This window comes from Kocuria himachalensis (assembly GCF_054784195.1).
The window spans coordinates 164,113-176,742 of sequence record NZ_BAAGPL010000005.1; the positions used below are offsets into that span (position 1 = coordinate 164,113).

Annotated in this window: 15 protein-coding genes; 9 read left to right on the plus strand and 6 right to left on the minus strand. The window is 73.6% G+C overall.

All coding sequences use genetic code 11. The annotated features are described in order from the left end of the window. Window positions 1-5: 5 nt before the first annotated feature. The gene (locus tag ACYVM4_RS04165) at window positions 6-401 is read right to left on the minus strand and encodes an MmcQ/YjbR family DNA-binding protein (RefSeq protein ID WP_368820321.1); all 396 of its coding nucleotides are present in this window, start codon (window positions 399-401) and stop codon (window positions 6-8) included. An 81-nt stretch (window positions 402-482) separates the two neighbouring features. Here ACYVM4_RS04165 and ACYVM4_RS04170 point away from each other — a divergent pair, with 81 nt between their 5' ends. The 4 genes from ACYVM4_RS04170 to arfB all read left to right on the plus strand — a co-directional run bounded on the left by ACYVM4_RS04170 (window position 483) and on the right by arfB (window position 2,262). After that, a complete protein-coding gene (locus ACYVM4_RS04170; protein WP_368820322.1) occupies window positions 483-776 on the plus strand; it encodes a hypothetical protein in 294 nt (97 codons plus the stop codon). Between the two features lie 242 nt (window positions 777-1,018). After that, window positions 1,019-1,393 carry a hypothetical protein gene (locus ACYVM4_RS04175; protein ID WP_368820323.1) on the plus strand — a complete coding sequence of 125 codons (375 nt, stop codon included), beginning with the start codon at window positions 1,019-1,021 and terminating at the stop codon, window positions 1,391-1,393. Beyond that, window positions 1,390-1,701 carry a hypothetical protein gene (locus tag ACYVM4_RS04180; RefSeq protein WP_368820324.1) on the plus strand — a complete coding sequence of 104 codons (312 nt, stop codon included), beginning with the start codon at window positions 1,390-1,392 and terminating at the stop codon, window positions 1,699-1,701. The genes ACYVM4_RS04175 and ACYVM4_RS04180 overlap by 4 nt, the downstream gene beginning before the upstream one ends. Before the next feature lie 120 nt (window positions 1,702-1,821). After that, the gene (gene arfB / locus ACYVM4_RS04185; protein ID WP_368820325.1) at window positions 1,822-2,262 is read left to right on the plus strand and encodes an alternative ribosome rescue aminoacyl-tRNA hydrolase ArfB; all 441 of its coding nucleotides are present in this window, start codon (window positions 1,822-1,824) and stop codon (window positions 2,260-2,262) included. 31 nt (window positions 2,263-2,293) lie between these two features. Here the strand turns inward: arfB and ychF are convergent, their stop codons facing one another. Then, window positions 2,294-3,379 (minus strand): redox-regulated ATPase YchF, encoded by a 1,086-nt coding sequence (gene ychF / locus ACYVM4_RS04190; protein WP_144836049.1) that lies wholly within the window; start codon window positions 3,377-3,379, stop codon window positions 2,294-2,296. A 129-nt stretch (window positions 3,380-3,508) separates the two neighbouring features. Between ychF and ACYVM4_RS04195 the strand changes: the two genes are divergently transcribed. The 3 genes from ACYVM4_RS04195 (at window position 3,509) to ACYVM4_RS04205 (ending at window position 6,646) form a co-directional block, all read left to right on the plus strand. Beyond that, a complete protein-coding gene (locus ACYVM4_RS04195) occupies window positions 3,509-4,450 on the plus strand; it encodes an ABC transporter ATP-binding protein (protein ID WP_368820326.1) in 942 nt (313 codons plus the stop codon). Between the two features lie 43 nt (window positions 4,451-4,493). After that, window positions 4,494-5,255, plus strand: a complete 762-nt coding sequence (locus ACYVM4_RS04200; protein WP_460667737.1) for an ABC transporter permease — start codon at window positions 4,494-4,496, stop codon at window positions 5,253-5,255. Window positions 5,256-5,338: 83 nt separating this feature from the next. Beyond that, window positions 5,339-6,646 (plus strand): DNA recombination protein RmuC, encoded by a 1,308-nt coding sequence (locus ACYVM4_RS04205; protein WP_368820328.1) that lies wholly within the window; start codon window positions 5,339-5,341, stop codon window positions 6,644-6,646. 47 nt (window positions 6,647-6,693) lie between these two features. Here the strand turns inward: ACYVM4_RS04205 and ACYVM4_RS04210 are convergent, their stop codons facing one another. Further along, window positions 6,694-7,776, minus strand: coding sequence for a 4-hydroxy-3-methylbut-2-enyl diphosphate reductase (locus ACYVM4_RS04210; RefSeq protein ID WP_368820329.1), 1,083 nt, complete (start codon window positions 7,774-7,776; stop codon window positions 6,694-6,696). A 10-nt stretch (window positions 7,777-7,786) separates the two neighbouring features. Beyond that, on the minus strand, window positions 7,787-8,731 hold the full coding sequence (locus tag ACYVM4_RS04215; RefSeq protein WP_368820330.1) for a hypothetical protein: 945 nt from the start codon (window positions 8,729-8,731) through the stop codon (window positions 7,787-7,789). 64 nt (window positions 8,732-8,795) lie between these two features. Here ACYVM4_RS04215 and xseA point away from each other — a divergent pair, with 64 nt between their 5' ends. Continuing rightward, window positions 8,796-10,097, plus strand: a complete 1,302-nt coding sequence (gene xseA, locus ACYVM4_RS04220; RefSeq protein ID WP_368820331.1) for an exodeoxyribonuclease VII large subunit — start codon at window positions 8,796-8,798, stop codon at window positions 10,095-10,097. 59 nt (window positions 10,098-10,156) lie between these two features. Further along, a complete protein-coding gene (locus tag ACYVM4_RS04225; RefSeq protein WP_368820332.1) occupies window positions 10,157-10,432 on the plus strand; it encodes an exodeoxyribonuclease VII small subunit in 276 nt (91 codons plus the stop codon). Window positions 10,433-10,453: 21 nt separating this feature from the next. On the opposite strand, the gene ACYVM4_RS04230 is transcribed toward ACYVM4_RS04225, so the two are convergent. Further along, window positions 10,454-11,323 carry a PPK2 family polyphosphate kinase gene (locus ACYVM4_RS04230; protein ID WP_368820333.1) on the minus strand — a complete coding sequence of 290 codons (870 nt, stop codon included), beginning with the start codon at window positions 11,321-11,323 and terminating at the stop codon, window positions 10,454-10,456. Between the two features lie 49 nt (window positions 11,324-11,372). Next, window positions 11,373-12,590, minus strand: a complete 1,218-nt coding sequence (locus ACYVM4_RS04235) for a pyridoxal phosphate-dependent aminotransferase (RefSeq protein ID WP_368820334.1) — start codon at window positions 12,588-12,590, stop codon at window positions 11,373-11,375. Window positions 12,591-12,630: the final 40 nt, after the last annotated feature.

The following is a 12,630-nucleotide window of genomic DNA, read 5'->3' on the forward strand; positions in this document are numbered from 1 at the left end:
GTCCGTCAGCGGCGGGCGTCGAGCTCTCGCACCAGACGGCGCGGCGCCGTGAGCCGGTAGGACGTCTCGACGAGCTCGGCGGCCTCGGCCCAGTCGGTGCCCGCCGGGGACAGGTCCATCCCGACCCAGCCCGAGGGCCACAGGTACGCGGGTTCGAAGAACCGCGCGTCGGCCAGCAGGGCGGGGCGCTCCTGCGGGTCGGCCTTGACCAGCAGCGCCGTGTCGAAGGCGGTGGAGACGTCCCCGCGCAGCGTGCCGCCGTACACCGCGAAGCCGGTCCTCGTGCAGAACCATGGGCGGCCGTGGGAGATCCTCTCCTGCGCGCCGGGCAGCGCGAGGCAGATCGAGCGCACGCGGGCCAGCGCCGGGTCCTCGCCGTCGAACAGGATCGGGTGCGCCATGACACCCATGCTAGGCCGGTCCACGGCGCGGACGGCATCAGGCAGTAGCCTGACAGCACCCCGAACGACAGGACGGATCCCATGAGCTCCCCCGCACCCCCCGACGACCGCCCGGTGCCCGAGGACGTCGAGGTGGTCGCCCCCGCGACCGTCGTCGACCTCACGAGCGGCCCCGCCCACATCACGCCCGTGCTCGTCGACGGCGAGGCCCGCTACGCCGTGGACCTGCCCGACCAGCTCCTGGACGACGACGACGTGGCGAGCCTCGCCGTCGCGCTGCAGGTGGCGCAGTCCGGCCCCGCCGTGCTGGTGGACATCGAGGACTACCTCGAGGCGGAGGCACCGCCGGAGGACGCCACGGACTCCCGGCTGTAGACGCCGCCGCGTGCGCCGTGGCACCGGCTCCGGCGCACCGGCTCCGTGCGCCCGGGGGCCGCGCAGAGCACCGACGAGCCGGAGAACGCACTCGTCCGATGGTCACCCTGGCGTCCGGCCCCTCGGCGCGCCGACGATGGTGGTGCGGGCAGGCAGGGCGGACCGTCGCGGCGTCGTGGACGGCGCGGACCCAGGGCGTGGGACCGGGCCCCTGTCGCCGCCGCACCGACGGGGGAGAGTCCATGACCGACATGACGACAGGGGCCGAGTTGCGCGCGCCCACCGCGCGAGGACGGGCACCGGGGGGTGACCGGCTCTCGGTGCTGGTCCGGATCGACCTGGACGGCCGGCACGTGACCCTGGTCGTCACGGGCCCGCTGACCGGCACCAGCCAGAAGGCGCTGGCGCCGCTCGCGGTCCGCGCCAGGGCGCTGTTCCCCGAGTCCGACCTCACCGTGGACCTGCACGAGGCCCCGGAAGCGGAGCCCGCGGCCGTGGACCTCCTGCGCTGGAGCCTCGACGAGGTGCAGCCGGTCACCGGCCCGGTGCGGATCACCGCGTCGGTCCCGTCCCGGGCTCGGCAGCCGGTGGGCTTCCCGGCCGGTGGCACCCAATGAGCACGTGGACCGCCGAGGCGACGGTCAGGACGTCCCGCAGGGTGGACGTCTCCGCGGTCGACGCCCTGAGCCGGGTCGTCACGGCGGCGCACTGCGTCGCCCGGAGCAGCGGGTCGCAGGGCGTCTGCCTCCGGATGACCGTGGAGGCCGGGACGAGGACCGGAGCGTACGGCACGGCCCTGTCCCTGCTGGCCACCCAGGTCCTGCCGCACCTCGAGGGCGCGGATCTCACCGATCTGAGGATCGTGGCCGGCGCCCCGGCCCCGGGGACGGAGACCGTCCCCCGCCGCGTCCCGACGGCTCCGTAGGAGCCTGGGCCGAGGCCTCCCCCGCGCTGCTCGTGCACGCCGTCGTCCCTGGAGGACGTGATCAGGCTCTGGCTGGTGCCGGCGGCGGCAAGCACGCTGCCGGTGCGACACAATCATCCTGTGGACGATCTGCACGTGCCCCCGGGCCCCGGCGCTCCCCGCGGCCTCAGGGTGCCGGCGGGAGAGCTGGCCGAGCAGTTCTCCCACGCCTCCGGACCGGGCGGTCAGGGCGTCAACACCACCGACTCACGGGTGCAGCTCTCTCTGGACCTGGCCACGACGACAGCGCTGAGCGACGTGCAGCGCGCACGCGCCCTCGACCAGCTCGCCGGCAGACTCTCGGGCACCGTGCTGACCGTGAGCGCCGCCGAGCATCGCTCCCAGCGACAGAACAGGACCGCGGCACGACAGCGTCTCGCCGCACTCCTGCGCGAGGCAGTGGTTCCTCCGGTCGTCCGGCGATCCACCCGGCCCACGAGCGGCTCGCGGCGCCGACGGATCGAAGGAAAACGCCGGCGCTCCGAGACCAAGCGGAACCGCAGGCGGCCCGGGCCCGAATGACCCGCGCGCCGGCGCGGGTCGCCCGGCCGGCTCAGACGTTGAAGCGGAACTCCACCACGTCGCCGTCGCGCATGACGTAGTCCTTGCCCTCGATCCGGACCTTGCCTGCGGCCTTGGCGTCGGCCATGGACCCGGCGGCGTCGAGGTCCTCGAAGGAGACGATCTCGGCCTTGATGAAGCCGCGCTCGAAGTCGGTGTGGATGACCCCGGCGGCCTGCGGGGCGGTGGCGCCCACGGGGATGGTCCAGGCGCGCGACTCCTTGGGCCCGGCGGTGAGGTAGGTCTGCAGACCGAGGGTGTGGAAGCCCGTGCGGGCGAGCTTGTCGAGACCGGCCTCGTCCTGCCCGGACATCTCCAGCATCTCCTTCGCCTCCTCCTCGTCCAGCTCCACGAGCTCGGACTCGAGCTTCGCGTCGAGGAACACGGCGTCGGCGGGCGCCACGAGCTCGCGCAGCTCCTGCTGCTTCGCCTCGTCGCCGAGCACGCCGTCGTCGGCGTTGAAGACGTAGATGAACGGCTTGGCGGTGAGCAGGCTGAGGTCGCGCAGCTGGTCGACGTCGAGCTTCTCCTTCTCGGCCGCCCCGAAGATCGTGTCCCCGCGCTCGAGGATGGTCTGCGCCTGCTGCATGGCGGCGAGCTTGGCGGGGTCGGCCTTCTTGATCTTGACCTGCTTCTCGAGGCGCGGGATCGCGTTCTCGAGGGTCTGCAGGTCGGCGAGGATCAACTCGGTGTTGATGGTCTCCATGTCGGAGGCCGGGTTGATCTCGCCGTCGACGTGGATGACGTCCGGGTCGTCGAACGCGCGGACCACCTGGGCGATCGCGTGGGCCTCGCGGATGTTGGCGAGGAACTGGTTGCCCAGGCCCTCGCCCTCGGACGCGCCCTTGACGATGCCGGCGATGTCCACGAAGGACACGGTAGCGGGCAGGATCCGGTCCGAGCCGTGGATCTCCGCGAGCCGGTCCAGCCGGGGGTCCGGCAGGTTGACCACGCCGATGTTCGGCTCGATGGTCGCGAACGGGTAGTTCGCCGCCAGGACGGTGTTGCGGGTCAGCGCATTGAACAGGGTGGACTTGCCGACGTTGGGCAGTCCGACGATTCCGATAGTAAGAGCCACGGGAGACCATCCTACCGGCCGGGCGGACCGGCACGCCTCCGGCCGGCTCCCGGGCCCGCGACCGATGTCATGGGCGTGTCGTGGTCACCGGGGCTTCCGGCAGGGCGCGCGGTGGAGCAGAGTCGGACCATGAGATCCTCCCCGGCATCCCGCACCGCCCCGCACGCGAGCCCTGGGGGCTCGCCGGCCGGCTCCCCGGCCGTCGACGTCGCCGGGGCCCGGAAGGGCTTCGGGCACGGCGAGCGGCGCGTCCGGGCCGTGGACGGCGTGAGCCTGCGCGTCGAGCGCGGCGAGGTCGTCGCGCTGCTCGGGCCCAACGGTGCCGGGAAGACCACTCTCCTCGACATGGTGCTGGGCTTCACCGATCCCGACGACGGCACCGTGCGCACCCTGGGTGGCGCACCGCGCGAGAGCGTGCGGGCCGGACGGATCGGCGCGGTCCTGCAGACCGGGGGGCTGCTCGACGACCTGACCGTGCGGGAGACGGTCGCCATGGTCGCGACCCTGCACCGGAATCCCCTCCCCGTGGACGAGGCACTGGGCCGGGCCGGTGCCGCCGGGTTCGCGCGGCGCAAGGTCTCCAAGTGCTCGGGCGGCGAGCAGCAGCGGCTGCGCTTCGCGCTGGCCCTGCTGCCCGAGCCGGACCTGCTGGTGCTGGACGAGCCGACCGCGGGGATGGACGTCAGCGCCCGGCGGGAGTTCTGGGCGGCGATGCACGCCGAGGCGGAGCGCGGCCGGACGGTCGTGTTCGCCACCCACTACCTCGACGAGGCCGAGGAGTTCGCCGCGCGCACCGTGGTGCTCAAGGGCGGGCGGGTGGTCGCCGACGCCGCCACCGCCGAGGTCCAGGCCATGGCCGGCCACCGGGTGGTGAGCTTCCGCTGGGAGGGGCCCGAGCCGGTCGTCGTCCCGGGGGCGACCCCGCTGGACTCCGTCGGCGGGCGCCGGCGCCTCACGGGCCCCGACACGGACGCCATCGCCCGGCACCTGCTCACGACCACGGGCGCGCGCGAGCTCGAGATCACCCACGCCGGGCTCGAGGAGGCCTTCCTGGGCCTCACCGCCGACTGACCGCGCCCACCAGACACGCCCCGCCCCCTGGAGGATCAGCACCATGAGCATCGCCTACGCCGCCCACGACCTGCGCCGCAACGTGCGCATGGTCGAGAACACCTTCTTCGTGGTGGTCCTGCCCGCCGTGCTGTACGTGATGTTCACGGCGCTGGGGGACTTCTCCGACCGGCCGGCGGGCCACGGCAACGCCGGCGGCTACAACATGATCTCCATGGCGGTCTACGGGGCGGTCACCGCGACCACCTCGATCGCCGGCTCCGCCGCCGTGGAGCAGGCCCGCGGCTGGGGCCGGCAGATCGGGCTCACCCCGGCGCCGCGGCACGGGTACGTGCTGGCCAAGGTGGCCGTGGCCCTGGCCATGGCCGTCCTGCCGGTCCTCGCGGTCTACGCGGTGGGCGCCCTGACCGGCGCCGAACTGGGCGGCTGGCGCTGGCCCGCCACCGCGGCCATCGTCGTGGCCGGCTCCTCCGTGTTCGCCCTCTACGGCCTGGCGGCCGGGCTGCTGTTCCGCTCGGAGTCCGCGGTCAGCGCCGCCTCGGGACTGCTGGTGGTGCTCAGCTTCTTCGGCAACCTCTTCGTCCCGCTCACCGGTGTCATGCTCGACATCGCACGGTTCACCCCGCTCTACGGCCTGGCCGGACTGGCCCGGTACCCGCTCGTGGAGGGCGACGTCGTGGCCACCAGCGGACCGCCCGTGGAGTCCGACCCCCTGTGGGCGCTGCTGCTCAACACCGGGCTCTGGGCGGTGGTCTTCGCGGCCGTGGTGCTGCTAGCCGTGCGCCGCACCACGGTCCGGCGCTGACCGGGCGGCCGGCGGCGCTCCGGAACGGGTGGCTGTGGGCGCCCTGCCGTGCGGTGTCCGGTCGGCGTGCCACACTGCTGGGCATGACCGTCAGCCTCGTCGTCGTCCTCGTCCTCCTCGCCCTGCTCGTGGGCGCCCTGCTGGGCGCCGCCGTCGCGCGCACCCGTTCCGCCCGGGACGCCCGGGCGGCCGACGAGGAGCGGGCCGGGCTCCAGGCCGAGCTCGCCGCCGTCCAGGACCGGCTCGTGGACCTGGCCTCCGAGCGGGCGGCGGCCGTGGAGGCGCGCGCCCAGCTCGAGGACCGGCTGCAGGACGCCGACGCCCGCTCCGTGCAGGACAACAACGTCCTGCGGGCCCTGGCCCCGGTGGCCCACCAGCTGCGCTCGGTGGAGGAGCACGTGACGGCGCTCGAGCGGGACCGGGCCGAGCAGTACGGCGGGATCACCCAGGCCCTGGCCCACACCCGCGAGGTGGGCGACCACCTGCGCACCGCGACCACGTCCCTGTCCTCCGCCCTGCGCTCGGGCTCTGCGCGGGGCACGTGGGGCGAGGTGCAGCTGCGCCGGGTGGTCGAGGCCGCGGGGATGACCGCGCACGTCGACTTCCGGGAGCAGGTCGCCTCCAACGGCACCACCGCGGACGGCGAGCGCAGCGCGATCCGCCCGGACATGGTCGTGCACCTCCCCGGGGGCCGCGACATCGTCCTGGACGCCAAGGCGCCCATGACCGCCTACCTGCGCGCCCAGGACGCAGAGGACGACGCCGGGCGCAGGGCGCAGCTGGCCGGTCACGCGAAGGCCGTGCGCGGGCACGTGGACGCGCTGGCCGGCAAGAAGTACTGGGAGGCGCGGGACGCCTCCCCCGAGCTGGTGCTGTGCTTCCTGCCCGCCGAGTCGGCGCTGTCCGCGGCCCTGGACGCGGACCCGACCCTGCTGGACCACGCCGCGAGCCGCAACGTGGCGCTCGTGTCGCCGGTCTCGCTGCTCGCCTCGCTCAAGGCCGTCGCGTTCACGTGGCGGCAGAACGGGCTGACGGAGAACGCCAAGGAGCTCTTCGACCTCTCCCGCCAGCTCTACGAGCGGCTGGGCACGGTCGGCAAGCACCTCGACGACATGGGCCGGTCGCTGCAGAAGTCGGTCGAGACCTACAACCGGCTCACGGGCTCCGTGGAGACCCGGGTGTTCCCCACGGCCCGGCGGATCAACGACCTGGACCCCACGCTCGCGGAGGACGAGCGGCTCACCACCCGTCCGCTCGTGGTGGCGCCGCGCCCGCTCACGGCCCCGGAGTTCACCGCGGCGGCGCCGCTGCCGGAGTCGGTGGACCGCCCGGGCCGCACCGGGTCGGGCGGCGCGCTGGCCGGACCGCTCGACGAGCGCGCGGCCGGCTGAGCGGGAGGGACCGCCCGCGGCTCAGCGGGCAGGGCGGGCCCTGCGGCTCAGCGGGTGGGCCGGGCCCCCCGGCCGCCGAGCCGGTGGGAGGTGTCCCCGGCCGCGGTGAGCCGGGCGCGCAGCTCCTTGGGCAGGGAGAACAGGACGTCCTCCTCGGCGGTGACGACCTCCTCGACCTCGCCGTAGCCGTAGTCCGCGAGCAGGCGCAGCACGTCCTTGACGAGGACCTCCGGCACGGAGGCCCCGGACGTGACGCCCACGGTGGCGGCGCCCTCGAACCAGGACTCGTCCACCTGGTTGGCGAAGTCCACGCGCTCGGCGCGGCGGGCGCCGTACTCGAGGGCGACCTCCTTGAGCCGCACGGAGTTCGAGGAGTTCGCCGAGCCCACGACGATCACGAGGTCCGCGTCCGGGGCGATCTTCTTGATGGCGGTCTGCCGGTTGGAGGTCGCGTAGCAGATGTCGTCGCTGGGCGGGTCCTGCAGGGAGGGGAAGCGCTCGCGCAGCTTCTGCACGGTCTCCAGGGTCTCGTCCACGCTGAGGGTGGTCTGGGACAGCCACACGACCTTGTCGGGGTCGCGGACCACGACCTGGTCGACCTCGTCGGGGCTGTTCACCACCTGGATGTGCTCGGGAGCCTCGCCGGCGGTGCCCTCGACCTCCTCGTGGCCGTCGTGGCCGATCAGCAGGATGTCGTAGTCGCTCTTCGCGAAGCGCACGGCCTCGCGGTGCACCTTGGTCACCAGGGGGCACGTGGCGTCGATGGTGTGCAGGTCCCGGGACTTCGCGGACTCCACCACGGCCGGGGAGACGCCGTGGGCGGAGAAGATGAGCAGGGATCCCTCCGGGACCTCGTCGGTCTCCTCGACGAACACGGCGCCCTGCTCCTCGAGGGTGCTCACCACGAACTTGTTGTGCACGATCTCCTTGCGCACGTACACCGGGGCGCCGTAGTGCTCGAGCGCCTTCTCCACGGCGATGACCGCGCGGTCCACGCCGGCGCAGTAGCCGCGGGGGGACGCGAGCAGGACCTTCTTCGGTCCGGCCACGGGAGCGGCGGCGGCCACGTCCTCGGGGGTGCGCCGGGAACGGGGGACGGTGGGCATGGAGAGCGCAACGGTGGTCGGCATGGCCTCCATGCTACGCGGTGGGGCGGGGACGGCGCCGTGATCCGCCCGACACCAGGATGGCCCCGACGAGGCCCACGACGCCCGTGATCCCGGCCGCCCAGGCGGCCGTGACCATCTGCTCGCCGAGGGAGCCGGTGAGCAGCACGACGGCCCGGTCGGCGGCGAGCCGGACCACCGGGTCGCCGCCGAGCATGCCGGAGGCCCGCTGCACGCCCTGCTCCACGAGCAGCCACACGACGCCCAGTCCGGCCAGTGTCCCCAGGCCCAGCACGGCGAGCACGGCGAAGCGGTGCCGGGCCACCAGCAGTGCGAGCACCGCGAGCACCGCGGCGGTCCAGGTGAGCGGGACGGCCAGGTCGGTGAGCCGGGTCCCCGCCTCGATCAGGCGCCCGGTGTTCGACCCCGGGACGGTGATCCGGCTCTCCCGCTCCGTCAGGCCGACGTCCACGCCCACGGCCCGCTGCACGGCCGCGTCGACCTCCCGGAGGACCGGGCCGATCTCCAGCACGAGGTGCTTCGGCGGCTCCTCCACCGCCCCGTCCACGGGGACGTTGGCCTCGTGGGTGCGGGTGAGCGCCTCCGTCCACGCGCGCTGGTAGGCGGGGTCGGAGGTGAGGTCCGCGGCGACGTCGGCGGCCCGGCGGACGGCGTCCTCGAGCATCCGGTCGAGGAACCCGACGCCCGTGGCCCGCTCCCCCACGATCCGGTCGGCCAGCTGCCCCACGGCGGTGCGGGCCAGCTCCTCCTGGAAGGGCCGGTCGTCGGCGAGGGTGCCGACCACCCGGGTGAAGCCGTCGCGGGAGACCAGGGTGTCCTGGGCCCAGTGCAGGGGCACGAGCAGCGCCACGAGGGACGCGGCGGCCAGGCCGAGGACGGTGCCGAGACCGGTGCGCAGGACGGTCGTGGCGCGTCGTCGGGAGCGGTGTCTGGAGGCGGGGGGTGCTGAGGAGCTCACGGAACCACTGTACGCACGGGACGGAGCGTGCACGGCTGTCCCCGTCGGGTGGTAAGCATGAGGCATGACGTATCTGGAGCCGCAGCAGGACGCGCCGGCGGGCGGCGAGCGCGAGCTGCCGTCGCGGGCGGACCGGACCACCCCGGAGAACCCGTGGCCGCTGCGGATGCTCTCCGAGAACCTGCACGCCTACATCGCCCGCTGCGCGCCCACGTGGGTCGAGGGGCAGATCATCGAGCTCAACCGGCGCGCCCGCGTCACCTACGTGACCCTCCGGGACGTCGACGCCGAGATCTCCGTGCCCGTGACCCTCTTCGCCAACGAGACCGCCCACCTGGACCGCCCCTTGGAGAAGGGGATGCGGGTGGTCGCCCAGCTCAAACCGGACTTCTGGGCCAAGACCGGCCGCCTGTCCATGCTGGGCCGCGGCATCCGGCCGGTGGGGCTGGGGGACCTGCTGGAGCGGCTCGAGCGGCTGCGGCGGGCGCTCGCCGAGGAGGGGCTCTTCGACGCCGGCCGGAAGAAGCCGCTGCCGCTGCTGCCCCGCCGGGTCGGCCTCGTCACGGGGCGCAACTCCGACGCCGAGAAGGACGTCATCCGCAACGCGTCCCTGCGCTGGCCGGCCGTGGACTTCGAGGTGCGGGAGGTCGCGGTGCAGGGCTCCGGCGCGGTGCGCGCCGTCATCCAGGCGCTGCGCGAGCTCGACGGCATGGCCGAGGTGGACGTCATCGTGATCGCCCGCGGCGGCGGCTCGTTCGAGGACCTCCTGGCCTTCAGCGACGAGTCCCTCGTCCGCGCCGTGGCGGCCGCCGTGACCCCGGTGGTCAGTGCCATCGGGCACGAGAACGACCAGCCGCTGCTCGACTGGGTGGCCGACCTGCGGGCCTCGACCCCCACGGACGCCGGCAAGCGGATCGTCCCCGACGTCGTCGAGGAGCGCGCCGGGGTGGCCCGGGCGCGCGCGGGCCTGGACCGCGCCGTCCGGGGCTTCCTGGACCGGGAGACCGCCGGTCTCGCCGCCGTGCGCTCTCGGCCCGCCCTGGCCCAGCCGGAGGACATGATCCTGCTCCGGGAGGAGGACGTGGACCGGTGGCGCACCCGGGCGCTGTCCGCCGTGGACTCCCGCACGCTGCGGGAGCTCGACGCCGTGCGCTCCCTGCGCGCCCGCGTGCGGGCGCTGTCCCCTCAGGAGACCCTGCAGCGCGGCTACTCCGTGGTCCTGGACGCCTCCGGTGCCGTGGTCACCGACGCCTCCGCCGTGCGCGCCGGGGACCTGCTGGGGGTGCGCCTGGCCGCGGGCGAGCTCGGTGTGCGCACCGAGACGGTCTCCGCCCGGCGCCCGGGCGAGGACCCCGGCTCCCCCTGACCCTCCGCGGCACCGACGTCCCGACCGTCCCCCAACCTTCCGAACGAGAGGCGCCACCCATGGCGAGCACCGACCACCCCGCAGCACCCGACCTGTCCGACATCGCCGGCCTGGGCTACGAGCAGGCCCGCGAGGAGCTCGTCCAGGTCGTCTCCCGGCTCGAGGCCGGGGGCACGTCCCTCGAGGAGTCCCTCGCGCTCTGGGAGCGCGGCGAGGCCCTGGCCACCCGGTGCGAGCAGTGGCTCGACGGCGCCCGCGAGCGGCTCGACGCGGCCCGCACCCGGCGCGCGGACGCGGACGGCGACAGCGACGACGACGGCCCCGGGCGCGGCTGAGCCCTCCCCGGTGCCGCGGGGTCAGAGCGCGGCGAGGCGCCGGCGCGCGTCCTCGACGTCGTAGCCGGGGTCGGGCCAGTCGAGCCGCAGGCCCGTGAGCGCGGAGATCAGCAGGTCCTGGACCACGGCCCGGGCGTACCACTTCCGGTCGGTGGGCACCACGTACCAGGGCGCGTGGTCGGCGTCGGTCGCGTCGATGGCACGCTCGTAGGCGGCCATGTAGGTGTCCCACCGGCTGCGGGCGTCGAGGTCCGAGGGGTCGAACTTCCACTGCTTCGTCCGGTCGCCGATGCGGGCGAGCAGGTTCTGGCGCTGCTCGTCCAGGCCCAGGTGCAGGAACACCTTGACGACGACCACCCCGTCGTCGGCGAGCTCCTGCTCGAAGTGCCGGATCTCGGTGTAGCGCCGCTCGAGCTGCCGGTCGTCGAGCACGTCGTGCACCACGGGCACGAGCACGTCCTCGTAGTGGGACCGGTCGAACGCGCCGATCACCCCGGGGCGGGGCAGCTGGCGCCGCACCCGCTGGAGGAAGTGCTGGGCGGCCTCCTCCTCGGTGGGCCGGCCGAAGCCGTGGGTGTGCACGCCGTGCGGGCTGAGCCCGCCCAGGACGTGCTGGATGACGCCGCCCTTGCCGGAGGTGTCCATGCCCTGCAGCACGAGCAGCACCCGGTGCCGGGCGCCCACCGTGGCGTTGGCGTAGATCTGGCGCTGCAGCTCGGACAGCTCGGCGTCCCGGGAGACGCGCAGCGCGGTGCCGAGCTTCTTGTTCCCCGTGAACCCCGGGGTGGAGCCGGTGTCCACGGCGTCCAGGGACAGCCCCGGCCGGGCGCGCAGCAGGGGCCGCACGTCCTGCTCGAACCCGGTGGCCGGGCTCTGGTCGGCTGCGCTCATGCGGGACCTCCTGGTGGTGCGGGGCGGGCCGCGGCGCGCGGCCCGCCGGTCACTGGCGGTAGTTGCCGAGGAACTCCTCGATCCGGTCCAGGGCCGTGGCGAGCATCTCCACGGAGGGCAGGGTGACGAGCCGGAAGTGGTCGGGCTCCGGCCAGTTGAACGCCCGGCCGTGGCTGACTAGGATCTTCTGCTCCTTGAGGAGGTCGAGGGCGAACCTCTCGTCGTCGACGATGTTGAACTTCTCCACGTCGAGCTTGGGGAACAGGTACAGGGCGCCGTCGGCCTGCCGGCAGGACACGCCGTCGATCTCGTTGAGCCGCCGGTGGGCGAGGTCGCGCTGGGCCTTGAGCCGCCCGCCCGGGAGGATGAGGTCGTTGATCGACTGGTAGCCGCCCAGCGCGGTCTGGATGGCGTGCTGGGCCGGGACGTTGGCGCACATCCGCATGTTGGCGAGCAGCTTGATGCCCTCGATGAAGCTCTCGGCCTTCCAGTTGGGCCCGGTGATCGCGAGCCACCCGGCGCGGTACCCGGCCACCCGGTAGGCCTTGGACAGCCCGGAGAAGGTCAGGCACAGCACGTCCTCGCCGGTGAGGGTCGCGGCGTTGATCATCTCGGCGGCGTCGTAGGTGATCTTCTCGTAGATCTCGTCGGAGAACAGGATCAGCTCGTGCTCCGCGGCGAGGTCCACGACGGACTGCAGCACCTCGCGGGAGTACACCGCGCCGGTGGGGTTGTTCGGGTTGATGATCACGATCCCCTTGGTGTTGGGGGTGATCTTCGCCGCGAGGTCCTCGAGGTCCGGGTTCCAGTCGTTGTCCTCGTCGCACCGGTAGTGCACGGGGGTGCCGCCGGACAGGGCCACGGAGGCGGTCCACAGCGGGTAGTCGGGGGACGGGATGAGGATCTCGTCGCCGGGGTTGCACAGCGCCTGCAGCGTCATGGTGATGAGCTCGGAGACGCCGTTGCCCAGGTAGACGTCGTCGGTGTCGAGGTTCATGATCCCGCGCGTCTGGTAGTACTGCACCACGGCGGTGCGCGCCGAGTAGATGCCGCGGGAGTCCGAGTAGCCCTGCGCGTGGGGCAGGTTCTTGATCATGTCCACGAGGATCGCGTCGGGTGCCTCGAAGCCGAACGGTGCGGGGTTGCCGATGTTGAGCTTGAGGATCCGATGGCCCTCCGCCTCCATGTGCTCCGCCTGCTCCAGCACGGGGCCGCGGATGTCGTAGAGGACGTTCTTGAGCTTGTCGGACTGCTTCACCACTGACATGCGGTACACCTTACCCCCGGGCCGTCCGCCGTCCGGGGCG